A 23,070-nucleotide genomic window follows, 5' to 3' on the forward strand; every position below is an offset into this window, starting at 1 on the left:
ATCGTGTCGTGTATCCGGCCCTGCCCCTCCGCCGGTCCCTGAGCCTCTCGAAGGGCGCCCTTCGACAAGCTCAGGGACCGGGTGGGGGCTCAGGGACCGGGATGTGGATCAGAAGAAGCCCATCGGCCCCTCCGCGTAGCTCACGAGCAGGTTCTTCGTCTGCTGGTAGTGGTCGAGCATCATCTTGTGGTTCTCCCGGCCGATCCCCGACTGCTTGTACCCGCCGAACGCCGCGTGCGCCGGGTACTGGTGGTAGGTGTTCGACCAGACGCGTCCCGCCTCGATCGCCCGCCCGGCCCGGTACAGCGTCGTCGCCTCACGGCTCCACACACCGGCGCCGAGGCCGTAGAGGGTGTCGTTCGCGATGGAGATCGCCTCGTCGTAGTCAGCGAAGCTCGTGAGTGCGAGCACGGGCCCGAAGATCTCCTCCTGGAAGATCCGCATGTCGTTCGTCCCCTCGAAGACGGTCGGCTGGACGTAGAACCCGCCGCTCAACTCACCGCCGAGGTCGGCTCGCTCGCCGCCGATGAGCAGCTTCGCGCCGCCCTGCTTGCCGATGTCCATGTAGGAGAGGATCTTCTCGAGCTGGTCGTTCGACGCCTGGGCACCGATCATCGTGTCCGTGTCGAGCGGGTTGCCCTGCTTGATCGTGCCGATGCGGGTCAGCGCGTCGCCCACGAAGCCGTCGTAGATGGAGCGCTGGACGAGCGCCCGACTCGGGCAGGTGCAGACCTCGCCCTGGTTCAGGGCGAACATGCTGAAGCCCTCCTGCGCCTTCTCGTAGTACTGGTCGTGCTCGCGCGCCACGTCCTCGAAGAACACGTTCGGGCTCTTGCCGCCGAGCTCCAGCGTCACCGGGATGAGGTTCTCGCTCGCGTACTGCATGATCAGGCGACCGGTCGTGGTCTCACCGGTGAACGCGATCTTCCGGATCCGCGGGTGGGAGGCCAGCGGGGCGCCGGCCTCGATGCCGAAGCCGTTGACGACGTTGAGCACGCCGGCCGGCAGCAGGTCCTTCACGAGGTCGACGATGACGTGGATCGACGCCGGTGTCTGCTCGGCCGGCTTCAGCACGACGCAGTTGCCTGCGGCGAGCGCCGGTGCGAGTTTCCACACCGCCATGAGGATCGGGAAGTTCCAGGGGATGATCTGCCCGACGACGCCGAGCGGTTCGTGGAAGTGGTAGGCGACCGTGTCGTGGTCGAGTTCCGAGATGCCGCCCTCCTGAGCGCGGATCGCCCCCGCGAAATAGCGGAAGTGGTCGATCGCCAAGGGGATGTCGGCGGCCAGGGTCTCGCGGACCGGCTTGCCGTTCTCCCAGCTCTCGGCGACGGCGATCTCCTCGAGGTGCTCCTCCATGCGGTCGGCGATGCGGTTGAGGATCACCGCGCGCTCGGCGACGCTCGTCTTCGACCAGGCGGGGAACGCCTTCCATCCCGCCTCGACCGCTCGGTCCACGTCGGCCGCGGTGCCTCGGGCGATCTCGGTGAACACGGCTCCGGTGACCGGGGTCTGGTTCTCGAAGTACTGCCCGTTCGCGGGCGGGACGTACTCGCCCCCGATGAAGTGGTCGTAGCGGGGGGCGTAGCTGAACACGGCACCTTCGGTACCCGGGTTGGCGTAGACGGTCATGTCACTCCTTGTCGACGACGTTGTCGGTGGCGCACCGCTCAGGTGCGTGCCGACGACGCTAGTCGGCCCGAGGTTGCAGGAGGTTGCGCCGAGGACCGCGGCCCGGATCGGCCGTCAGGACGCCGAGAGCTCGGCGTCGATCGCCTCGATGCGGGCGACGAGGCCGGCGCGCTTCGGTGACCGCGGCGGCAGCAGTCGGAGGCAGGCGTGCAGGATCTCGACGTCGTCGGGCGCGGCCGCGGTCCGGATGTAGTCGTGCAGCAGGTCCGCCGAGGCGTCGGTCAGCATCGCCTCGCGGAGGCGCGTCGCGACCCGGTCGCGGAGGTCGACGACACCGGGGGCGGTGGAGTCGGGCAGGAGCGGACCCGGGTACGCGGCCAGCGCAGCGCGGTGGGCGCCGCGGTCGAGGAGGGACAGCACCTGGTGGGCGTCGAGCTGGAGCGGGGTGGTGAGCCGGTACGGCCGCGAGGCCGGCACGAGTGTCGGCGCGGTCCCGCCGAGCACCTTCCGCAGCCGGACGAGCTCCGCCCGGAGGGTGACCGACGCCTCGTCCGCGTCGTAGAGCAGCCCGGCGAGCGCGTCGGCGCTCAGGCCCTGGTGGTGCCAGGCCAGCAGGGTCAGGATCTCGGCGTGCCGTCGGCTGAGCTCGGTCGGGCGACTCGCCCCGTGTCCGACCAGCAGGCCGGTGTCACGGCCGAGCACCTGCAGGCCGGGCCGCACCGTGGTCGTCCGGCGGGCTGTGTCCGTTCGTGGGCGACCGGCGAACCGGCGGTCGGTGACCGCGCGCAGCCGCTGCACCATGATCTCGGACTCGACGGCGGCGGCGGTCGCCTCCATGAGCGGCAGCGCATGCGAGGCGACCGCCTGCGGGCCACCGGTGATGTCGATCACGCCGATGATCTGCCGGGTCTCGGGATCGTGCACCGGGACCGCCGTGCAGCTCCACGGGTGCACGAGGCGGTTGAAGTGCTCGGCCGCGTGGATCTGGATGCCGTGGTCGAGTTCGAGCGCGGTGCCCGGGGCGCTCGTTCCCACCTCCCGCTCCGACCACCCGGCACCCTCGACGAAGAGCATGCCCTCCGCCCGTCGCCGCAGATGACGGTCGCCGTCCACCCAGAGCAGTCTGCCCATGGCGTCGCCCACCGCGACGAGCATGCCGGAGTCGTCGTCCGCGTCGTTGACCAGCAGCTTGGTGATCACCGGGAGGACGCCGGCGAGCGGGTGCCCGAGCCGGTGGTCGCGCAACTCGTCCTCGTCGAAGGCGAGCTCCGGCATGAGGTTGTCCGGGTCGAGGTGACGGCCCATCGACCGTTCCCACGACTCGCGGACGAGCCGTCGGACGAGTCCGCGCTGCGCTTCGGCACGCGCCGGGGCCGCCAGCCACGGACTGGACACCTCACCACCACCCATCCACGTCGACCGGTTCTGCGGACAGTGTATCCGCCGCAGCCCACCGGTCGACGGGTAACCTCAGGCGGCCGGACGGAACCGGCGGAGGCGCAGGCTGTTGAGCACGACGAACACGCTGGAGAACGCCATCGCCGCACCCGCGATCATCGGGTTGAGGAGGCCGAGCGCAGCGAGCGGGATCGCCGCCACATTGTACGCGAACGCCCAGAAGAGATTGCCGCGGATGATCCCGAGCGTCCGCCGGGAGAGCCGGACGGCGTCGATCGCCGTGGCGAGGGAACCGGAGACGATGCTGAGGTCGGCTGCGCCCTTGGCCGCATCCGTACCCGTCCCCATGGCGATGCCGAGATCGGCCGTGGCGATCGCCGCGGCGTCGTTCACCCCGTCGCCGATCATCGCGACGCGGTGACCGGCCGCCTGGAGCCGTTCGACGGCGGCGACCTTGTCGGAGGGGCTCGCGTCCGCGATCACCTCGGTGATCCCGATCTCCCCCGCGACCCGCGCTGCGACGGCCGCGTTGTCGCCGGTGAGGAGCACCGGTGTCATCCCCAGGGACACGGCGCGTCCGATGGCGGCGCGGGCCTCCGGCTTCACGGTGTCGGCGACCTCGACGACGCCGCGGACCTCGCCGTCCCAGGCGACGACCACCACGGTGCTCGCACGCTCCGCGGCTGCAGTCAGGGCGCTCGCCGCGTCCGGTCCGATGCGGAAGCCCTGGTCCTCCGCGAAGGCGGGACGTCCGGCCAACACGGTTCCTCCGGTGATCGTGCCGGTGACGCCGAGCCCCTCGAGGCTCGCGAAGTCCGAGACCACCGGACGAGCTGCATCGCGGCGGGTCGCTTCGGCGACGATCGCCTCGGCGATGGGGTGCTCGGAGGCCGCTTCGAGCGCCGCGCCGAGGGCGAGCACCTCATCCGTCGCACCGGACGCCCAGACCTCCGTGACACTCATCCGCCCGGACGTGACGGTCCCCGTCTTGTCGAGCACGATGCGGTCGATGCCGCTCGCCCGCTCGAGCGCCTCCGGACCGGCTATGAGGATGCCGAGCTGCGCGCCACGCCCCGTCCCGACGAGGAGGGCCACCGGTGTCGCGAGCCCCAGCGCACACGGACAGGCGATGATGAGGACGGCGACCGCGGCGGTGAACGCCGCCTCCATGGTCGAGCCGGTGAGCGCCCACACGATGGCGGTGCCGAGGGCGATCACCAGGACGACCGGGACGAACACGCTCGAGACGCGGTCGGCGAGCCGTTGGACCCGGCTCTTCCCGAGCTGCGCCGCCTCGACCGCCTGAGCCATGCGCGCCAGCTGCGTCTCGGCGCCGACGGCCGTCGCCCGCACGACGAGACTGCCGCCGCGTGCGATCGTGCCACCGATGACCCGCGAGCCTGCCGTGAGCTCGACCGGGACGGACTCCCCCGTCACGAGACTCTCGTCGACACTCGCCGCCCCCTCGACGACGATTCCGTCGGTGGCGACGGACTCGCCGGGACGCACGAGGAAGTGGTCTCCGACGAGCAGCTGCTCGATCGGGATCCGTTCCTCGGTGCGGGTGGGCGCCATGAGGTCGGTGGGGTCCGGCGCACGGTCCCGGAGCACGGAGACCTCGGAAGCACCCAGCGTCATGAGGTCGCGGAGTGCCTCGCCTGCCGCACGCTTCGAGCGCTGCTCGATGAGACGGCCGGCGAGCAGGAAGACGGTCACGCCGGCAGCCACCTCGAGGTACAGCGCGCTCGACGGGTCGGCGTCGGGTGCGAAGAAGGTGAACTCGTGCCGCATGCCCGTCATCCCGGCCATGCCGAAGAAGAGCGCCCAGACGGACCACAGGTAGGCAGCCCCCGTCCCGAGCGTGATGAGGGTGTCCATCGTCACCGAGCCGTGCCGCAGCGTCGCGAACGTCGCCCGGTGGAACGGGTACCCACCCCAGAAGACGACCGGCGTCGCGAGGGTCAGCGAGAGCCACTGCCAGTGGTCGAACTGCCAGGCGGGGATCATCGCGAGCAGCACGACAGGCAATGCCAGCACCGCACTGACGACGAGGCGGGTGCGGAGCGTCGTCACGGTCGCCGAGGGGTCGGATGTCGGTCCCGACGTCGGAGTCTGCTCCCGGTCCGCCGCGGCGCGTTCGTCAGCGGGCGGACGCACCGTCGCCGTGTAGCCGGCCTTCGCGACGGCTGCGACCAGCTCGTCAGCGGTGACGGTGGAGGGCGCGGTCACCGTCGCCCGTTCGGTCGCGAGGTTGACCTGCGCCTCGACACCGTCGAGCGCGGTCAGCCGCTTCTCGACGCGTGCCACGCAGCTCGCGCAGGTCATGCCCTCGATGTCGAGGTCGAGCTGGATGAGTGGCGCGCTCATGAGCGACGACCCACGAGGGTGTAGCCGGCCTCCTGGACGCCGGCACCGATGGCCGCCTCGTCGGCCGACGAGGCGCCCGAGACGGTGACCGTCCCCGCTTCGAGATCCACGGCGACCCCGTCGACGCCGGAGAGCGCGGAGAGCTCGGTCGTGACGGCGGACACGCAGTGCGCGCAGGTCATACCGTCGACCCGGTAGGTGATGGTTGCGGTGGTTTCGGACATGCGTCCTCCTCAGTGGATCGGAGCCTTCACTATACCCCCCCGGGGTACCTGTTGCAACCGACCCGGCGCGACATGACGGCGAACTGATGAGGCATCGACACCGGGACGGCCGTCGCTCGACCGCGTGCATCCCGGCGCCGAGCGCGGACGAGCTCAGTCGGCCCGCACCGGGCCGATCGTCATCCAGGCGACCGCCGTGTTCGAGCAGGCCGGGACGGCTGACGAGGCCACGAAGACCGCCGTGAACGAGTGCGGCGGGTAGACCCGATAGCCGTCGCCGGTCACCGCCTCGCAGTCGTCGAGCGGCCCGCCGTCGGATCCGATGTTGACCGAGGTGAGGGTCGCCGACGCCGAACCTCCCGCTGGAAGCGTCACGTCGGCCGGCGCCGCGTCCTCCTGCTGGACCGCTGCGGCGCCCAACTGGGTGCCGTCGCCGTCTCCGACGACCGAGACCCCCGGAGCCCCGCGGAGGACACACGATTCCCGACCGGTGTTCGTGAACACGACGTTGGAGAAGATGCTGCCCGCACCTGCATCGGCCCCCGAGACGGTGACCTGGAGGACGCTGTCCGCGCACTGGCCCGCCGGCGCGTTCGGATCGACCGCAGCCGTTGACGTCGGGCTGCTCGTCGGTGACGGAGCCGCCGACGTCGCGATCGCCGAGGGGGACGGAGCGGGAGACCCCGCGCAACCTGCCAGGAGCAGGACGACGGCGAGCGGTGTGATGGTGAGGAGGGATCGGCGCATGCGCTCACGCTAGCGACCGGGCGAGTCCGACGCCAGGGACCGACGTCCCCTGTCGACGTCCGGAGACCCTCCGCGGCGTTCAGCCGAGGAGACCGAGCTCACCCACCGCAGCACGCTCCTCCTCGAGTTCCGCCACGGAGGCGTCGATACGCCGCTGCCAGACGGGCGCGATGTCGAGCCCCTCGACGACCTCCCAGCGTCCGTCGACCGAGCGGGCCGGGAACGAACTCACGAGCCCCTCCGGCACGCCGTACCAGCCCTCCGAGGGGAGCGCCACGGACGTCCAGCGCTCCGGCCGGCCCGGGGTCGCCGTGCCGTTCACCCAGTCATGCACGTGATCGATGGCGGCGGCAGCGGCCGAGGCGGCGGACGACGAGCCCCGGACCGCGATGATCTCCGCACCGCGCTTCGCAACCCGTGGGATGAACTCGTCGGCGAGCCACTCCTCGTCGACGAGTTCGAGGGCCGGACGACCATCGACCGTCGCGTGGGAGAGGTCCGGCACCTGGGTCGCCGAGTGATTGCCCCAGATCACGACGCCGTCGATCTCGGACACGGCTGCGCCGGTCTTGGCGGCCAACTGCGCGACGGCGCGGTTGTGGTCGAGTCGGGTCAGGGCGGTGAACCGTTCGGCCGGCACCCCGGCGGCGGCCGCCTGCGCGATGAGTGCGTTCGTGTTGGCCGGGTTGCCGACCACCAGGACGCGCACGTCGTCGGCCGCACCGGCTCCGATCGCCGCGCCCTGCGGTGCGAAGATCCCGCCGTTGGCCGCGAGGAGGTCGGCTCGTTCCATGCCCGGACCACGTGGACGGGCACCGACGAGCAGGGCGACGTCCACCCCGTCGAAGGCGCGCGACATCTCGGTCGTCGCCTCCACCCCGGCCAGGAGCGGGAACGCGCAGTCCTGCAGTTCCAAGGCCGTCCCCTCGGCCGCTCCGAGACCCTGCGGGATCTCGAGCAGGCGCAGGACGACGGGCCGGTCCGGCCCCAGCAGCTGACCTGACGCGATGCGGAAGAGCAGGGAGTAGCCGATCTGGCCTCCGGCTCCGGTGACGGTGACGACGGTGGGTTCGCTCATACGCCCACGCTACTCCGCGGCCTCCGGGGTGGGTCGTGAGGCCTGCAGGTCCGCCTCGGCGGAGTCGACCGCCTCGTGCTCCTCCGGGGACACCGGCCCCACCCGGCTCTTCCGTTGGGCCGAGGACTCGGACGGCAGCGCGACGGCCGCCTCCGTGATGCGGTTCGCCATCCCGTTGAAGATGATCCCGTGGAACGGCAGGATCGCGAACCAGTAGAGGCGTCCGCCGAGCCCCTTCGGGAAGAAGACGGCGCGCTGCCGGTAGACCGAGCCGTCGCCGACCGGGGTCGCGCTCATCTCCAGCCACGCGAGACCGGGCACGCGCATCTCGGCGCGCAGGCGAAGCATCCGACCACGTTCGAGGTACTCCACGCGCCAGAAGTCGAGGGCGTCCCCGACGCTCAGGTGCTGCGGATCGTCGCGACCACGTCGCAACCCGACACCACCGACGAGCTTGTCCATCCAGCCACGGATCGCCCACGCCAACGGGAAGGAGTACCACCCGTTCTCGCCGCCGATGGACTCGATCACCGAGAAGAGCCGGTCGGCGCCCGCGGAGGTCTTCCGTTCCTTGAGATCGATGTAGACGGTGTGTCCGGCCCAGTCGGGGTCGCTCGGCAGCGGGTCGCTCGGCGCGCCGTCCACGGTCGCGTTCCGCCAGGAGGTCTCGACCTCACCGTCGCGCATGCGCTGCAGCGCGAGGCGCACCGCGCGTCGGTACCCCGTCAGACCGCCCTCCGGCGGCGGGATGACCGCGTCGATGTCGTGGTCGCCCATGACGCAGTCGACGAGCAGCGACTCGATGATCGGCGACGCGAGCCGGCGCGGGATCGGGGTGACGAGGTTCACCCACTGCGAGGCCAACCACGGGGTGAGGACCGGGAGCGGCGCGATCGGGCGCTGCGGGAGGCCGGCCTCGACCGCGTAGCCGTTCATCATCTGTCCGTACCGGAGGACGTCGGGGCCGCCGATGTCGAAGGCCCGGTTCACGTCGCGGTCGACCTCGGCGCTCGCCAGCAGGTAGTGCAGGACGTCACGGACCGCGATCGGCTGGATGAAGTTCCGGACCCAGCGCGGCGCCGGCATGTACGGCAGGATGTCCGTCAGATGGCGGATCATCTCGAAGGAGGTCGATCCCGAACCGATGACCACGCCGGCCTGCAGGACGATCGTCGGAACGCCCGAGGCGAGCAGGATCCGCCCGACCTCGGTGCGGGACCGCAGGTGCTTCGACAGCTCGACGCCCTCGGGGTGCAGGCCACCGAGGTAGACGATGCGCGACACCCCTGCCGCGGCAGCGCCGGCGGCCACGTGCTCCGCGGCGTCGAGCTCCGTCTGCTCGAAGTCGCCCTTGCCACCCATGGAGTGCACGAGGTAGTAGACGACGTCGACGTCCACGCAGGCCGATGCGACCTGAGCCGCGTCACCGAGATCACCCTCGACGACCTCCACCTGATCGCGCCAGGGCACGTCGGTGAGCTTCTGCGGCGAGCGCACGAGCACCCGGACCGTGTATCCGGCCTCCAGCAGCCGCGGCACGAGCCGCCCGCCGATGTAGCCGGTGGCACCCGTGACGAGCACGCGCTTCGGAGTCGATGATTCGGTCATGGGTGCAACGTTACGACCCGTCGACGACAGCGGCGCCCGGCTGTACAGCCGGGCGCCGCTGTGCAAGCACCACGCGGGTGCCACGAGTCGCTACAGGAGCGCCTTCGTGTGCCAGACGGTCTTCACCTCGGTGAACGCGGTGATCCGGTCGAGACTCGCGGGGACCGAGCCCCGGGAACCGTTCGGGCGGACCACCCGCTTGAGCGTCTCGGCCGCGAGGAGCTCGAGCTCGATCCAGTCGAGCTCGCCGGCGCCGGCGAGGTCGATCGCGTTGACGTCGGCGTGCGATGCGAGCCACGGAGCCATCTCAGCCGGCGATCCGGTCAGCACGTTCACGACACCGCCGGGGACGTCACTCGTGGCGAGCACCTCGGCGAGGCTGATCGACGAGAGCGGCAGGCGCTCGCTCGCGATCACGACGGTCGTGTTCCCCGCGACCAGCGCTGGAGCGACGACGCTCACGAATCCGAGGAGCGACGAGTCCTGCGGCGCGATGAGCGCGACGACGCCAGTCGGCTCCGGAACCGAGAGGTTGAAGTACGGACCCGAGACGGGGTTCGCTCCCCCGACCACCTGGACGTACTTGTCCGCCCAGCCCGCGTACCAGACCCAGAGGTCGATGGCCTCGTCGACCTGTGCTGCGGCCTTCGCCTGCGAGACGCCTTCAGCCTGGACGATCTCCTCGATGAACTGCGCCCGCCGACCCTCGAGCAGCTCGGCGATACGGTACAGCACCTGCCCGCGGTTGTAGGCGGTGGCACCAGACCAGCCGGCCAGCGCCGATCGTGCGGCGACCACCGCGTCGCGGACGTCCTTCCGCGAGGCGAGCGATGCGTTCGCGAGGAACTCCCCCTTGGCGTTCGTCACCTCGTACGTCCTTCCGGATTCGCTGCGTGGGAACTTGCCGCCGATGGCGAGCTTGTAGGTCTTCGGGATGGTGAGCCGGCTCATCGCTGGGCTCCCTTCTTGGCAGCCTTGGGAGCTGCGGTGGGGGCGGACACTGCGGAACCGGCCGGCGCGAGGTAGGCACCGAGCCCGTGGCGACCACCCTCGCGGCCGTACCCCGACTCCTGGTACCCGCCGAACGGGCTGGCTGGATCGAACCGGTTGAAGGTGTTCGCCCAGATGACGCCGGCGCGGAGCTTGTCCGCGACCGCGAGGATCCGGCTGCCCTTGTCGCTCCAGATCCCGGCCGACAGTCCGTACGGGGTGTTGTTCGCCTTCGCGATGGCCTCCGCGGGCGTCCGGAAGGACATGACCGAGAGGACCGGCCCGAAGATCTCCTCGCGGGCGATCCGGTGACTGGTGGACACGTTCGTGAAGATCGTCGGCGCGAACCAGAACCCGTTCTCGGGCAGCTCGCAGTCCGGGCTCCACCGTTCGGCGCCTTCGAGCTCGCCGATGTCCGAGAGCTCGCGGATGCGGGCCAACTGCTCGGCCGAGTTGATCGCGCCGACATCCGTGTTCTTGTCGAGCGGGTCGCCGACGCGCAGCGTCTGCAGACGGCTCTTCAAGCGGTCGACGACCTCGTCGTGGATGCTCTCCTGGACGAGGAGCCGTGATCCGGCGCAGCAGACGTGACCCTGGTTGAAGAAGATGCCGTTGACGATGCCTTCGATGGCCTGGTCGATCGGTGCGTCGTCGAACACGATGTTCGCGGCCTTGCCACCGAGCTCGAGCGTCAGGCGCTTGTCGCTGCCGGCGATGGTCTTCGCGATCTCGCGCCCGACGGCGGTCGACCCGGTGAAGGCGACCTTGTTGACGTCGGGGTGGCGCACGATCGCCGCGCCGGTCGCTCCGGCACCCGTGACGATGTTCACGACACCGGCCGGCAGCTCGGCCTGCTGGAGGATCTCAGCGAAGATGAGTGCCGTGAGCGGCGTGGTCTCGGCCGGCTTGATGACGACCGTGTTGCCGGCGGCGAGCGCCGGTGCGACCTTCCACGCGAGCATGAGGAGCGGGAAGTTCCACGGGATGACCTGCCCGGCCACGCCGAGGGCACGGGGGTTCGCGCCGAGGCCCGCGTAGTCGAGCTTGTCGGCCCAACCGGCGTAGTAGAAGAACCAGGCGGCGACGAGCGGGACGTCGACGTCGCGGGACTCCTTGATCGGCTTGCCGTTGTCGAGGCTCTCCGCCACGGCGAGCTCGCGGGCGCGCTCCTGGACGAGGCGCGCGATCCGGAAGAGGTACTTGCCGCGGTCGGCGCCCGACAGCTTCGACCACACGCGGTCGTAGGCACGCCGCGCGGCGGTGACGGCGCGATCGACGTCGGCGTCACTCGCCGCGGAGATCGTCGCGATCGACTGCTCGGTGCTCGGGGAGATCGTCTGGAAGGTCCCGCCCGTGCCCTCGGTGAACTCGCCGTCGATGAAGAGGCCGTACTCGGAACGGAGGTGGAGGACGGAGGTGGACTCCGGGGCTGGTGCGTATTCGAGGAAGCTCATGATGTCCTAGTCGATGGTGACGTAGTCGGGGCCGGAGTAGTGGCCGGTGGTGAGTTTCTGACGCTGCAGGAGCACGTCGTTGAGGAGGCTCGAGGCACCGAAGCGGAACAGGTGCGGCTGGAGCCACTCCTCGCCGACCGTCTCGGCGACGGTCACGAGGTACTTGATCGCGTCCTTCGAGGAGCGGATGCCGCCGGCGGGCTTCACACCGATCTGCTCACCGGTGAGGCGGTGCCAGTCGCGGACGACCTCGAGCATGAGGAGGGTCACCGGGAGGGTCGCGGCGGGCGCGACCTTGCCGGTGGACGTCTTGATGAAGTCGCCGCCCGCGAGGATGGCGAGCCAGGAGGCGCGCTTCACGTTGTCGTAGGTGTTCAGCTCGCCGGTCTCGAGGATGACCTTGAGGTGCGCCGAGGTGCCGTCGCTCCGACGGCAGGCCTCCTTGACCGCGACGATCTCGTCGAAGACCTGGCCGTACCGGCCGGAGAGGAACGCACCCCGATCGATCACCATGTCGATCTCGTCCGCTCCGGCGTCGACGGCGTCGGCCGTGTCCGCCAGCTTGACCGCGAGGGAGGCGCGTCCGCTCGGGAAGGCCGTCGCGACCGCCGCGACGTTGATCCCGCCGGCGTCGTGTGCCGCACCAGGCTGCGTGTGCGCCGCGCCGAGCGCCTCGACGGCGTACGGCACCATGTCGCCGTAGACGCAGACCGCGGCGACGCGCGGTGTGGACGGATCGCCGGCGTCCGGGGTGATGGCCTTGGCCACGAGGGAGCGCACCTTCCCGGGGGTGTCGGCACCCTCGAGGGTGGTGAGGTCGATGAGTTCGATGATGCGGTCGAGGGCCCAGGCCTTCGACGTCGTCTTGATCGAGCGAGTGCCGAGGTCCGCTGCGCGCTGTTCGAGCCCGACGGCGTCGACGCCCGCGAGGCCGTCGAGGTAGCGTCTGAGGCTGGCGTCGGTGACGGGGCCGTCGACGAGTTCGAGCGCCGTCGGCTTCGCCACGAGGTCGCCTGGTGGAGTGGTCATGGTGCGTTCCTTCCGAGCAGATCCTGCTCCGGGGTGTGCTGCTTGGCGGATGATGGTTCGTGGTCGGCGAGCAGTGCGGTCGCGGTCGCCTCGTCGGTGACGAGCACGGTGCAGAGGCCGCTGCTGACGACGGCTCTCGCGACGGCGTGCTTCTGCGCTCCGGCGATGACCGCGATGCTGCGACCGGCGCGTCGGAGCGCTTCGAGTCCGAGCCCGACCGTGCGCTCATCGAGTGTGGGGTCGACGATCATGCCCTCGGCGTCGATGTAGCGCCCCACGACGTCCCCGACGGCACCGCGTGCGACCAGGACGTCGACGTCCGCGGCCGTGAGGTACCCGCTGTGGACGAGGGCGGAGTCGGGCCCGGCCACGCCGGCACCGTAGAGGTAGGTGTCGGCCGCTGCGGCCGTGCGGAGCACCTCCGCGACGGTGCGGTCAGACTCGATGCTCAGCTTCGTCTCCAGGCGCTCGAAGATCGCCGGGCTCGGGAGCAGGGTGACGTCGCCACGGCCCTTCTCGGCGATCCGTGCAGCCGTGGCGGCCGCGGTGCCGACGCGCTGGTTGAGGCTCACGCCGCCGTTGATCTGCACGACGGAGAGTCCCGTCGCCCAGCCGTCGGACAGGTGGTCGGCGATGTCGCGCAGCGTCCTCCCCCAGCTCACGCCGAGCGTCCGCGGCACCGGTCGCATGGCACCGAGGTAGTCGGCCGCCGCGCGAGCGACGCGTTCGTGGAGGTCGGCACTGTCGCTCGGGCTCGGCACGACGACCGCGTCCACGAGTCCGAAGCGCTCGCGGAGCGCCCGTTCGAGTGGGAGGCGGCGTGCGCGCGGGTGCACGATCTCGATGCGGATGTAGCCGAGTTCGCGGGCTTGGGCGAGGAGCCGACCGACCTTCCACCGCGTGATGCCGAGCAGCGCGCCGATCTCGTCCTGGGTCTTCGTCTCGTCGTAGTACAGCTCCGCGGCGCGCACCGCGAGCAGCTCGTCGCTTTCGATCACCTCGGGCCTCCTCCGGATCGTCTCCAGCCTAGGACGCCGTCACCACCCGGACAACGCCTGTTGGTACCCATGCTCAGATGAGCAGAGGCCGGTGCGCGGATGCGCATCGTCGCCGGGGATCCGTCCGGAGGTCGAAACAGACCGGTCAGCGACCGCGTGCTGCGAGGTCTGCCTCGATCGTCGTCGGTCGGCCGGTGATACGGCCGGCGATGGCGCACAGCGCGCCCGTGGCCAGCAGGAGCAGCAACGGGACGGTCCACGATCCGGTCACGGCGTGCAACAGGCTCACGACCAGGGGGCCGAGTGCACCGAGGGTGTAGCCGACGCTCTGCACGAAGCCGCTCAGGGCGACCGCGCCCTCGTGGGTCGCCGTCCGCAGGTTGATGAGCACGAGGGCGAGCGGGAACAGCAGCGGGCCGAGCCCGGCCAGCAGCACCCACAGCCACGTGAGCGTCGCCGGCCACAGGAGCAGCCCGAGATAGCCGAGCACGAAGCACGCGCTCGCGACGTAGACGAGGACGGCGACGTTCCGCAGCCTCGCGACGAGCATCGGGACGATCAGGCTCGCCGGGACCCCCATCGCGGAGAAGAGCGAGAGCAGCAGGCCGCCCTGGGCCGGGGTGACGCCGGCGACGTCACCGACGATGGTGGGGAGCCAGGTGAACATCGCGTAGGCGTTCAGCGAGGAGGTGGCGAACACCGCCGCGATGGCCCACGCGATCGGCGAGCGGTGGACGTGGACGCGCCCGGCGCGGGGCACCTCCTCGATCTCGGGGTCCGTCGCGGCGGCGGCCCGGGCATCCCGACGCTCCCGGACGATGAGCGTGATCCAGGGCAGCACGGCGAGCATGGCGACGATGGACCACACCCCGAGCGACACCTGCCACCCCGCGGCATCGGCGACCGGTACGGCGATCAGCGGCGGGATGAACGTGCTGACCGACAGGACCGTCGCGTAGAGGGAGGTGACGAGGCCGACGCGGTCGGGGAAGTACTTCTTGACCAGCGGCGGGAGCACGACGTTGCCGATGCCGATCCCGGCGAAGCAGAGCGCACTCCCGATCGCGAGGACGGCGAAGTCGGGGGCGAGCGAGCGCATGAGGTGTCCGGCGACGATCGACCCGAGCGCGATGAGCAGTACCGGCTCGAGGTGCAGTCGACGCACGAGTCGCGGGGTGAAGACGCCGAACAGGGCGAAGCACAGTGGCGGCAGCATCCCGAGGAGCCCCAGCCCGACCGACCCCACGCCGATGTCGCCGTCGATCTCGGCGAAGATCGGCGACAGCGAGGTGACGGCCGTGCGGAGGTTCGCCGCGACCAGCACGATACCGACGAGCGCGAGGGCCCTCCCCCGCCACAGGGGACGCGGACCCACTAGGACAGCATCCGGCGCGCGCGCTCGACGTCGTCGGTCATCTGCACGATGAGCGGCTCGATCCCGGTGAACGCGACCATGCCGCGGATGCGCTCGACGAACTGCACCTCGACCTCGTCGTCGTAGAGGTCGAGATCGGTCTCGTCAAGGACGTAGGCCTCGACCTGCTTCTGCGGGACGCCGTCGAAGGTCGGGTTGTTCCCGACCGAGATCGCCGCCGGATACCGACGTCCTCGCCAGAACAACCAACCCGCGTACACGCCGTCCGCGGGGATGAGACCCTGCGAATCGGGAGACAGGTTGGCGGTCGGGAAGCCGAGTTCCCGGCCACGCTTGGCACCGTGGACGACGACGCCCCGCACACCGGGCGGACGACCGAGGAGTCGCGACGCCTCGCGGACGTCACCCTCCTCGAGGAGTTCGCGGATCCAGGTGGACGACACCCGGCGCCCGCCGCCGGGACGGACGTCGTCGACGACGCGCACGGAGAAGCCGTAGACCTCACCGAACGACTCGAGCGTGGCGACTGTTCCGAGGCCGCGATGGCCGAAACGGAAGTCTTCGCCGACGAGCACCGTCCTGGCGTGCAATGCTCCGACGAGGATCGAGGTGACGAACTCCTCCGGCGTGAGCTGGGCCAGTGTCTGGTCGAAGCGCAGCAGCAGGGCCGCGTCGACCCCGGCGTCCGCCAGGAGACCGAGCTTCTGCTCGTTGCTCACGAGCGACGCCGGGCAGCGGTCGGGGTTGATGAGACTCAGCGGGTTGCGGTCGAAGGTGACGGCGACGGAGCTGAGACCGGCTGCCGCGGCCTCCTCGAGGAGCGCGGCGACGACCGCGCGGTGACCCGTGTGGACGCCGTCGAACTTGCCGATGGTGACGGCCGACGGTCCGAACGCGTCGGGGACCTGGTCGAGCTCGGTGAACGTGATCATTTGTCGGTACGCCGATGTCCGGCCAACCACCACAGTCCGAGGACCGGGAGGACGAGCGGGATGTAGACATAACCGCGGCCGAAGCCGGACCAGACCGTGTCGTGGGGGAACAGCTCGGGATCGAGCAGGCTCAGCAAGCCGACGATCAGGACCCCGGCGAGCTCGAAGGAGATCGTGGCCCAAGCGATCCGCCGCCAGACGGCGCCTGGAGCGACGAGCGAGACGGTCGCCAGAATGTACACCACCGCGGCGACGGCCGAGAGCAGATAGGCCAGTGGCGCCTCGTCGAACTTGGTCGTGATCTGCACCACGGACCGGCCGGTGGCGGCGAGCGCCAGGATGCCGTAGACGGCGACGAGCACGACCCCGACACCACGGACGCGTGGACGGGCTGGAGCGGTGGTGGGGAGAGGCATGACCCGACGATTCTATGCGACGCAGGCCCTCGCCCCGGCACTTCGCGACGGTCACGCGGGCTGCGGTGCCGTCGTCCTCCACCGCCGTCGGTGCGCCGACGGTCAGCCGAGCTGGACGGTCCAGATCTGCTCCATGCGGTAGAGCATCACCGCGATCGCGAGACAGACGACGCCGAGGACGACCGTCGACCATCGGGTGCGCTCGACGAGCGCCCAGAACCCGCCGGCGATCGGCAGGATCATCGCGGAGACGAGGTAGGTGTAGAACTCGGGCACACTCCCCGTGGCGGTGTTCCCGAACGCGGGCGCGGCGATCGCCACCACCAGCTGCGCGATGAGGAGGACCTCGACGAGTGCCGTCGCCCCCATCGTCAGGTCGTTCGGCGCGCGCCCGGCGAACCCGAGCACGATGCAGAGGAGCCCGGCCACGACCGCGACCGCGATCTGGGCGAAGGTGAACCACTCGATCATGCCGGTTCCTCCGCCGGGAAGTTCACGACCGACTTGAGCGAACCGCCACGGCGCTCGACGAGCCCCACCAGTCGGCCGTCCGGTGCGACGGCGGCGATCGGACCGGTGTGGCCGGCCGGCAGCTCGCGTTCGAGCCGCTTCCCGTGGCCGAGGTCGACCGCCTCCTGCTCCGTGAGCTCGAGGGCACCGAACAGGCGCTTCGCGACGTCGGCCGGGTGCAACAGCGCCGTCTCAACGTCGAGGTCGTCGATCGTCGATGCGTCCGTGACGTCGAAGGGTCCGATCCGGGTCCGGCGAAGCGCGGTGAGATGGCCGCCGACGCCGAGGGAAGCCCCCAGGTCGCGGGCGAGGGCGCGGATGTAGGTGCCGGAGGAGCAGACGACCCGGACGTCGACGTCGACTGCCGCTCCATCCCGACGGATGGCCAACACGTCGAACGCACTGACGGTGACCGCACGGGACTTCAGCTCCACCTCGATCCCCTCGCGGGCCAGGGCGTAGGCGCGCTTCCCGCCCACCTTGATGGCGCTCACCGTGCTCGGCACCTGCTCGATGTCGCCCGTCAGTGGACGGATCGCGGCGATGATCGCGTCGTCGTCCACGGCAGCCACCGCGGCCTGGTCGGCGCGCTCGGTGACCTCACCTTCGGCGTCGTCGGTGGAGGTCGCCGCGCCGAGGCGGATGGTCGCCGTGTATTCCTTGTCGAGACCGACGATGAACGTCAGCAGTCGGGTCGACGAGCGCGTGCCCAACACGAGCAGCCCGGTGGCCATGGGATCGAGCGTTCCCGCGTGCCCCACCTTGCGTGTGCCGGCGAGCCGTCGCACCCGGGCGACCGCGTCGTGGGAGGTGTGCCCCTGCGGCTTGTCGATGAGGAGGATACCGGGACGGGTGGACGCCGACCCGGGTGCTGCTGTGCTGTTCTCGACCACTCTGCAACGGTACCAGCGGTGGTCGGCACCGCCGGGCGGCCGGAGCACACCTGGGCGGCGGCGCTCAGCAGAAGTCGGCGAAGATCCGCCGTGGGTGCCGCTCGTCCGTGTTGTCCACGAGGGCGGTCGCCCGCGCGGTCGGGTCGTCGTCCTTCCGGTAGAGCGCCTGCCCGCCCACGTAGCGCGCGTTGGACGGCGCCGTCGGGTCGGCGTCGACGCCGAGGCGCTCGTGCAGCCGCTCGTAGGCCGTCGCCATCGGGACGTCGAGCCAGACCGACGCATGCCAGAGGCCGCGGAGCTCGGGACGGTTCAGGAAGACGCCGTCGACGATGAGGACGGCGTCCTGCGGGCCGGTCGTCCAACGCAAGGGAGCGCCGACGTCGCGCTGCTCGTCGAACCCGACGAGTTGGAAGCCGGCGCTACCCGCCAGGCGGAAGGGCTCGACGAGCACCCGGCGGAACAGCGAATAGTCGAACCAGTTCAGCCAGTAGCCCTCGGCCGAGTCCCGCCCCCGCGCGTACCGTTCCTCGCGAGGACGGTGGAAGTCGTCGATCGAGGCACGGAACACCGCGCGTCCGGCCTCGTCGAACACCTCGGCCAGTCCGTCGGCGAACGCCGCCGTGCCGGAGCCGCTGACGCCGTCCACCGCGATGAGGGTGCGGCCTCGTGGGTAGTCCCGCTGGAACTGGTCTCGCAGCTGCCGGAGCAACTCGATCCGTGGTGTCGTGACGAGCTTCATGGCGCCGAGCCTACCCGCGCGGATCGTAGGCTGGTGCGGTGCCGCCCGAACCCTCCGACCTCGCCCCGCTCGTGACGGGATGGTTCCGCACCAACGCGCGCGACCTCCCGTGGCGACGCCCGGGGTTCCCCGCCTGGGGCACGCTCGTGTCGGAGTTCATGCTCCAGCAGACGCAGGTCAGCCGGGTGATCCCGCGGCTCGAGGAGTGGCTCGGGCGCTGGCCGACGCCCGCCGACCTGGCGGCCGAACCACCGGCAGAGGCCGTCCGTGCCTGGGGCAGGCCCGGCTATCCGCGCCGAGCGCTCTGGCTCCATGCGGCGGCCACCCAGATCGCCGAACGGCACGACGGCATCGTCCCGTCGGACGTGGACCAGCTCCTGGCGCTCACCGGCATCGGCGACTACACCGCCCGCGCCGTCGCCGTCTTCGCCTACGGGGACCGGCACCCGGTGGTGGACACGAACACCCGACGGGTCATCGCCCGCGCCGTCCGCGGCCAAGGCGAGCCCGGCCCACCGAACGCCAAGGCGGACCTCCCCGCCATGGAGGCGCTCCTGCCGGAGTCCCGCTCGGAGGCAGCCGTCTTCAACGCCGGGCTGATGGAGATCGGCGCGGTGGTCTGCACGGCTCGAGCACCACGGTGCGAGGAGTGTCCGCTCCGCGAGGTGTGCGCTTGGCGCGCGGCGGGATACCCGGCCTACGACGGACCGGTCAAGACGAAGCAGAAGCAGTTCGCGGGCAGCGACCGACAGGTCCGGGGCATCATCATGGCCGAGCTCCGCTCGACCCACCGCTCACTGACGGACGAGGAGCTCCGGGCGCTCTGGCCCGACCGCGAGCAGTTCGACCGCGCACTCGCCGGACTGGTCGCCGACCGCCTCGCGGTGTGCGTCGACGGCGGGTACGCGCTCCCCCACGACTGACGGTCCCTCAGCCCCACCCGGTCCCTCGGCCCCACCCGGTCCCTCGGCCCCACCCGGTCCCTGAGCCCCACCTGGTCCCTGAGCTTGTCGAAGGGCGCACGTCGACAGGCCCAGAGACCGGATGAAGGAATCCCGGTCCCTGAGCCTGTCGAAGGGCTGGTGCGCGGTGGCTAGTCCTCGACGTCCACGTCGCGCGGCTTGACGTAGGGGTCCTCGTCGCCGGCGTAGGCGGCACCGGCGGCAAGCCCGGCCACCTCGGTGTCGCGGTTCTTCGCCTCGCGCAGCAGGTCTTCGATGTGCTGCGCGTTCTCCGGGATCGCGTCCAGGAAGAAGTCGAGGCTCGGGGTCAGCCGGGTGTTGATGTTGCGGCCGATCTCGGCACGCAGCAGGCCCTTGGCGGACTCGAGCGCGGCCGAAGTGTCGGCGCGTTCCTCGTCGGAGCCGTACACCGTGTAGAACACGTTCGCGTGCTGGAGGTCGCCGGTCACCTGTACGTCGGTGATCGTCACGAAGCCGAGCCGCGGGTCGCGGATGCCCTTGTCGAGCCGTTTGGCGATGACTTCCTTGATGCGGTCCGCCAACTTGCGGGCCCTGGGGTTCTCTGCCATCTCGTCCTCCTCTGATGACCGTCGGGCGGAGGGCCGCCCGACGGATGCTGCACACACAATACAAGCAGGAATCCCCGCCGCCCTCCCGGAGGAGGACGACGGGGACCGGCCGAGCGGACTAGCCGCGCGGCTTCTCCTTCATTTCGATCGTCTCGATCTCGTCACCGATCTGGATGTCGTTGAACTTGCCGAGACCGATACCGGCCTCGAAGTCCGTACGCACCTCGGTGACGTCGTCCTTGAACCGACGCAGCGATTCGATCGCCAGGCTGTCGCCGACCACGACGCCGTCGCGGATGACCCGCGCCTTGGCGTTCCTCGTGATCGTGCCCGAGCGGACGATGACACCCGCGATGTTGCCGAACTTGGAGGAACGGAACACCTCGCGGATCTCTGCGACACCGGACTGGACCTCTTCGTACTCGGGCTTGAGCATGCCGGTGAGGCTCTGCTCGACGTCCTCGAGTGCGTTGTAGATGACCGAGTAGAACCGGACGTCCACACCCTCACGGGCCGCACGCTCGCGGGCCTTCGGGTCGGGGCGCACGTTGAACCCGATGATGATCGCGTTGTCGATCGTGGCGAGGTTGACGTCGGACTCGGTGACCGCACCGACACCGCGGTGGATGATCCGCAGCTGGACGCTGTCGTCGACGTCGATCTTGAGCAGCGACTCCTCGAGTGCCTCGACGGCACCGGAGACGTCACCCTTGATGATGAGGTTGAGCGACTCGACCTTGCCCTCTTCGAGTGCACGGGTGAAGTCCTCGAGCGAGATGCGCTTGCGAGCCTTGGCCAGAGCGGCGTTGCGCTCCGCGGCTTCACGCTTCTCGGCGATCTGACGCGCGGTGCGGTCCTCCTCGGTGACGAGGAAGGTGTCGCCGGCCCGAGGAACACTCGAGAGGCCCTGCACCTGGACGGGACGCGAGGGACCCGCCTCGGCGACGGTGTCGCCGTTCTCGTCGACCATCGCACGGACGCGGCCGTACGCCGTACCGGCGACGATCGCGTCACCGACGCGGAGCGTACCCGACTGGATGAGGACGGTCGCGACGGAACCGCGGCCCTTGTCGAGCTTGGCCTCGATGGCCACACCGCGTGCATCCTTGTTCGGGTTGGCGCGCAGGTCGAGACCGGCGTCCGCGGTGAGCAGCACGGCGTCGAGGAGGTCCTTGATGCCGGTGCCGGCACGAGCCGAGACGTCGACGAACATGACGTCTCCGCCGTACTCCTCGGCGACGAGGCCGTATTCGGTCAGCTGCTGGCGCACCTTGGCCGGGTTGGCGTCGGGCTTGTCCACCTTGTTGACCGCGACGACGATCGGCACGTTGGCCGCCTGCGCGTGGTTCAAGGCCTCCACCGTCTGCGGCATGATGCCGTCGTCGGCCGCGACCACGAGGATCGCGATGTCGGTGACCTGCGCACCACGAGCACGCATTGCGGTGAACGCCTCGTGACCCGGGGTGTCGATGAAGGTGATCGGACGCTCGATGCCCTCGTGCTCCGCGACGACCTGGTACGCACCGATGTGCTGCGTGATGCCACCGGCCTCGCCGGCGACGACGTTCGCGTTGCGGATGGCGTCGAGGAGGCGCGTCTTACCGTGGTCGACGTGACCCATGACGGTGACCACGGGAGGACGGATGGCGAGGTCCTCGTCGGACTCGTCCTCCAGCTTCTGGTCGAGGTCGATGTCGAAGCCCTCGAGGAGCTCCCGGTCCTCGTCCTCGGGCGAGACCATCTGGATCTTGTAGCCGAGCTCGGAACCGAGCACGTCGAAGGTCGCCTCGTCGAGGGACTCCGTCGCCGTCGCCATCTCACCGAGGTGGAACAGCACGGTGACGAGGTTGCCGGGGCTGGCGTCGATCTTGTCGGCGAAGTCCGAGATGGACGCGCCACGACGCAGACGGATGATGGTGTTGCCGTCGCCGCGGGGGACGCTCACGCCGCCGAGCGACGGGGCTTCACGCAGCTCGAACTCGGCCCTCTTCGTCCGCTTCGACTTCCGTGCCTTGCTCTTGCCGCCACCGCGACCGAAGGCACCTGCGGTACCACCGCCGGGTCCGCGACCACGACCGCCGCCGCCACCAGGGCGACCCGCGAATCCACCCGCGGGTGCACCACCGGGGGCACCACCGGGACGGAAACCGCCACCGGCGCCACCGGGACGGAAGCCGCCGCCACCGGCGGGACGACCTGCGCCACCCGGACGACCGGGACCACCGGGACGCTGACCCTGGCCGACGCCCGGACGGGGCGAGCCGGGGCGCGGAGCCTGCGGACGCGGGATGTTGCTGGGGTTCGGACGCTGACCCATGCCCTGAGCCGCTGCGAACGGGTTGTTCCCCGGACGCGGCGTGCCGGTCGGGCGCTGGCCCATGCCCTGCGAGGACGCGAACGGGTTGTTACCCGGACGCGGAGCACCGGGACGGGGGCCGCCCGGCTTCGCGGCGTCGCCGGAGGGCGAGTCGCCGGCGGCCGGAGCAGCGGGTGCGGACGGTGCCGCCGGAGCAGCAGCTGCGGGTGCCTCCGCCGCAGGGGCGGGGGCGGCCGGAGCCTTCGGGCCTGGGGCGGCCTGCTTCGGCGCAGGCGCAGCGGGCGCCTCGGCCTTGGGGGCAGGTGCCGCGGGGGCCGGAGCCTTGGGTGCGGCGGGACCCGGGGTCGGAGCGCCGGGCGTGGCCGGACGCTTCGCCGGGGCGGCGGGGGCGGCTGACGCCTTCGCGCCCTCGGCCTCGAGGGCGGCGCGCAGCTTGCGGGCCACCGGTGGTTCGATACTGGAAGACGGTCCCTTGACGAACTCGCCCAATTCCTTGAGCTTCGCCATGGCGATCTTGCTGTCTACTCCGAGTTCGGATGCGATCTCGTGTACACGTGGTTTTGCAGCCACAATTCTCCTGTCTGAGCTTGCACCCAGGCAGGGGCAAGCGTTAGTGGTGGACGGTGCTCATTTCGAGCCGCTCATGAGTTGTCCATTAGCCGTTCAGCCTGTTCTCTCGGAATGCCGCACCCGGGTGGGGCGGCAGCAGGATGGAGGCCCGGGATCCGGGCCTGATACCTGCGGTGGGAAGCACGGTGTGCGCCGGAGCGCTCTCGCGTGCACTCACCATCGTACACCCCGACCCTGGGTGCGGGCTCACCACCGGATCGTA

General features: G+C 70.4%; 20 protein-coding genes. 1 reads left to right on the top strand and 19 read right to left on the bottom strand.

The features are described from left to right. Positions 1-108 precede the first annotated feature (108 nt). From EAO79_RS15770 to EAO79_RS15850, 17 genes are all read right to left on the bottom strand, one after another. Positions 109-1,632: an aldehyde dehydrogenase family protein gene (locus EAO79_RS15770; protein WP_124769549.1), complete on the bottom strand. Its 1,524-nt coding sequence runs from the start codon at positions 1,630-1,632 to the stop codon at positions 109-111. A gap of 114 nt (positions 1,633-1,746) precedes the next feature. Then, positions 1,747-3,027 carry a GAF domain-containing protein gene (locus tag EAO79_RS15775; RefSeq protein ID WP_164486957.1) on the bottom strand — a complete coding sequence of 427 codons (1,281 nt, stop codon included), beginning with the start codon at positions 3,025-3,027 and terminating at the stop codon, positions 1,747-1,749. 75 nt (positions 3,028-3,102) lie between these two features. Beyond that, positions 3,103-5,397 (bottom strand): cation-translocating P-type ATPase, encoded by a 2,295-nt coding sequence (locus EAO79_RS15780; RefSeq protein WP_124769551.1) that lies wholly within the window; start codon positions 5,395-5,397, stop codon positions 3,103-3,105. After that, positions 5,394-5,621: a heavy-metal-associated domain-containing protein gene (locus EAO79_RS15785; RefSeq protein WP_124769552.1), complete on the bottom strand. Its 228-nt coding sequence runs from the start codon at positions 5,619-5,621 to the stop codon at positions 5,394-5,396. Before EAO79_RS15785 ends, EAO79_RS15780 begins: the two co-directional genes overlap by 4 nt. 153 nt (positions 5,622-5,774) lie before the next feature. Beyond that, positions 5,775-6,368, bottom strand: coding sequence for a DUF4232 domain-containing protein (locus tag EAO79_RS15790; RefSeq protein WP_124769553.1), 594 nt, complete (start codon positions 6,366-6,368; stop codon positions 5,775-5,777). A gap of 79 nt (positions 6,369-6,447) precedes the next feature. After that, positions 6,448-7,446, bottom strand: a complete 999-nt coding sequence (locus EAO79_RS15795; RefSeq protein WP_124769554.1) for a malate dehydrogenase — start codon at positions 7,444-7,446, stop codon at positions 6,448-6,450. Between the two features lie 9 nt (positions 7,447-7,455). Beyond that, a complete protein-coding gene (locus tag EAO79_RS15800) occupies positions 7,456-9,054 on the bottom strand; it encodes an SDR family oxidoreductase (RefSeq protein ID WP_124769555.1) in 1,599 nt (532 codons plus the stop codon). Positions 9,055-9,144: 90 nt separating this feature from the next. Beyond that, positions 9,145-10,005 carry an aldehyde dehydrogenase gene (locus tag EAO79_RS15805; protein WP_124769556.1) on the bottom strand — a complete coding sequence of 287 codons (861 nt, stop codon included), beginning with the start codon at positions 10,003-10,005 and terminating at the stop codon, positions 9,145-9,147. Then, complete coding sequence (locus EAO79_RS15810) at positions 10,002-11,498, bottom strand: aldehyde dehydrogenase family protein (RefSeq protein WP_124769557.1); 1,497 nt, start codon at positions 11,496-11,498, stop codon at positions 10,002-10,004. The genes EAO79_RS15805 and EAO79_RS15810 overlap by 4 nt, the downstream gene beginning before the upstream one ends. Before the next feature lie 6 nt (positions 11,499-11,504). Continuing rightward, positions 11,505-12,527: a deoxyribose-phosphate aldolase gene (gene deoC / locus EAO79_RS15815; protein ID WP_071262338.1), complete on the bottom strand. Its 1,023-nt coding sequence runs from the start codon at positions 12,525-12,527 to the stop codon at positions 11,505-11,507. Beyond that, the gene (locus EAO79_RS15820; RefSeq protein ID WP_124769558.1) at positions 12,524-13,525 is read right to left on the bottom strand and encodes a sugar-binding transcriptional regulator; all 1,002 of its coding nucleotides are present in this window, start codon (positions 13,523-13,525) and stop codon (positions 12,524-12,526) included. The genes deoC and EAO79_RS15820 overlap by 4 nt, the downstream gene beginning before the upstream one ends. A 145-nt stretch (positions 13,526-13,670) precedes the next feature. Next, positions 13,671-14,900 carry an MFS transporter gene (locus EAO79_RS15825; protein WP_124769559.1) on the bottom strand — a complete coding sequence of 410 codons (1,230 nt, stop codon included), beginning with the start codon at positions 14,898-14,900 and terminating at the stop codon, positions 13,671-13,673. Beyond that, positions 14,900-15,832, bottom strand: coding sequence for a bifunctional riboflavin kinase/FAD synthetase (locus EAO79_RS15830; RefSeq protein ID WP_079707151.1), 933 nt, complete (start codon positions 15,830-15,832; stop codon positions 14,900-14,902). Before EAO79_RS15830 ends, EAO79_RS15825 begins: the two co-directional genes overlap by 1 nt. Beyond that, positions 15,829-16,248, bottom strand: a complete 420-nt coding sequence (locus EAO79_RS15835) for a hypothetical protein (RefSeq protein ID WP_124769560.1) — start codon at positions 16,246-16,248, stop codon at positions 15,829-15,831. The genes EAO79_RS15830 and EAO79_RS15835 overlap by 4 nt, the downstream gene beginning before the upstream one ends. Before the next feature lie 102 nt (positions 16,249-16,350). Beyond that, positions 16,351-16,719 (bottom strand): hypothetical protein, encoded by a 369-nt coding sequence (locus EAO79_RS15840; protein WP_124769561.1) that lies wholly within the window; start codon positions 16,717-16,719, stop codon positions 16,351-16,353. Further along, entirely contained in the window at positions 16,716-17,651 is a 936-nt protein-coding gene (truB, locus tag EAO79_RS15845; protein WP_124769562.1) for a tRNA pseudouridine(55) synthase TruB, read from the bottom strand. The genes EAO79_RS15840 and truB overlap by 4 nt, the downstream gene beginning before the upstream one ends. 64 nt (positions 17,652-17,715) lie before the next feature. Continuing rightward, entirely contained in the window at positions 17,716-18,390 is a 675-nt protein-coding gene (locus EAO79_RS15850) for a uridine kinase (RefSeq protein WP_124769563.1), read from the bottom strand. 38 nt (positions 18,391-18,428) lie between these two features. Between EAO79_RS15850 and EAO79_RS15855 the strand changes: the two genes are divergently transcribed. Further along, complete coding sequence (locus EAO79_RS15855; RefSeq protein WP_241160907.1) at positions 18,429-19,313, top strand: A/G-specific adenine glycosylase; 885 nt, start codon at positions 18,429-18,431, stop codon at positions 19,311-19,313. 170 nt (positions 19,314-19,483) lie between these two features. Here the strand turns inward: EAO79_RS15855 and rbfA are convergent, their stop codons facing one another. Next, positions 19,484-19,921 carry a 30S ribosome-binding factor RbfA gene (gene rbfA, locus EAO79_RS15860; protein ID WP_124769564.1) on the bottom strand — a complete coding sequence of 146 codons (438 nt, stop codon included), beginning with the start codon at positions 19,919-19,921 and terminating at the stop codon, positions 19,484-19,486. 118 nt (positions 19,922-20,039) lie between these two features. Then, complete coding sequence (gene infB, locus EAO79_RS15865) at positions 20,040-22,808, bottom strand: translation initiation factor IF-2 (RefSeq protein WP_124769565.1); 2,769 nt, start codon at positions 22,806-22,808, stop codon at positions 20,040-20,042. Positions 22,809-23,070 lie beyond the last annotated feature (262 nt).

The organism is Plantibacter sp. PA-3-X8 (genome assembly GCF_003856975.1).
Lineage (GTDB): Bacteria > Actinomycetota > Actinomycetes > Actinomycetales > Microbacteriaceae > Plantibacter > Plantibacter auratus.

What these genes read in the sequence shown, in the direction of transcription:
- EAO79_RS15770 (WP_124769549.1), bottom strand. Translation starts at nt 1,632, where the DNA reads ATGACCGTCTACGCCAACCCGGGTACCGAAGGTGCCGTGTTCAGCTAC.
- rbfA (WP_124769564.1), bottom strand. Translation starts at nt 19,921, where the DNA reads ATGGCAGAGAACCCCAGGGCCCGCAAGTTGGCGGACCGCATCAAGGAA.
- EAO79_RS15795 (WP_124769554.1), bottom strand. Translation starts at nt 7,446, where the DNA reads ATGAGCGAACCCACCGTCGTCACCGTCACCGGAGCCGGAGGCCAGATC.
- EAO79_RS15780 (WP_124769551.1), bottom strand. Translation starts at nt 5,397, where the DNA reads ATGAGCGCGCCACTCATCCAGCTCGACCTCGACATCGAGGGCATGACC.
- EAO79_RS15840 (WP_124769561.1), bottom strand. Translation starts at nt 16,719, where the DNA reads ATGATCGAGTGGTTCACCTTCGCCCAGATCGCGGTCGCGGTCGTGGCC.
- deoC (WP_071262338.1), bottom strand. Translation starts at nt 12,527, where the DNA reads ATGACCACTCCACCAGGCGACCTCGTGGCGAAGCCGACGGCGCTCGAA.
- EAO79_RS15800 (WP_124769555.1), bottom strand. Translation starts at nt 9,054, where the DNA reads ATGACCGAATCATCGACTCCGAAGCGCGTGCTCGTCACGGGTGCCACC.
- EAO79_RS15790 (WP_124769553.1), bottom strand. Translation starts at nt 6,368, where the DNA reads ATGCGCCGATCCCTCCTCACCATCACACCGCTCGCCGTCGTCCTGCTC.
- EAO79_RS15785 (WP_124769552.1), bottom strand. Translation starts at nt 5,621, where the DNA reads ATGTCCGAAACCACCGCAACCATCACCTACCGGGTCGACGGTATGACC.
- EAO79_RS15830 (WP_079707151.1), bottom strand. Translation starts at nt 15,832, where the DNA reads ATGATCACGTTCACCGAGCTCGACCAGGTCCCCGACGCGTTCGGACCG.
- EAO79_RS15835 (WP_124769560.1), bottom strand. Translation starts at nt 16,248, where the DNA reads ATGCCTCTCCCCACCACCGCTCCAGCCCGTCCACGCGTCCGTGGTGTC.
- EAO79_RS15810 (WP_124769557.1), bottom strand. Translation starts at nt 11,498, where the DNA reads ATGAGCTTCCTCGAATACGCACCAGCCCCGGAGTCCACCTCCGTCCTC.
- EAO79_RS15805 (WP_124769556.1), bottom strand. Translation starts at nt 10,005, where the DNA reads ATGAGCCGGCTCACCATCCCGAAGACCTACAAGCTCGCCATCGGCGGC.
- EAO79_RS15850 (WP_124769563.1), bottom strand. Translation starts at nt 18,390, where the DNA reads ATGAAGCTCGTCACGACACCACGGATCGAGTTGCTCCGGCAGCTGCGA.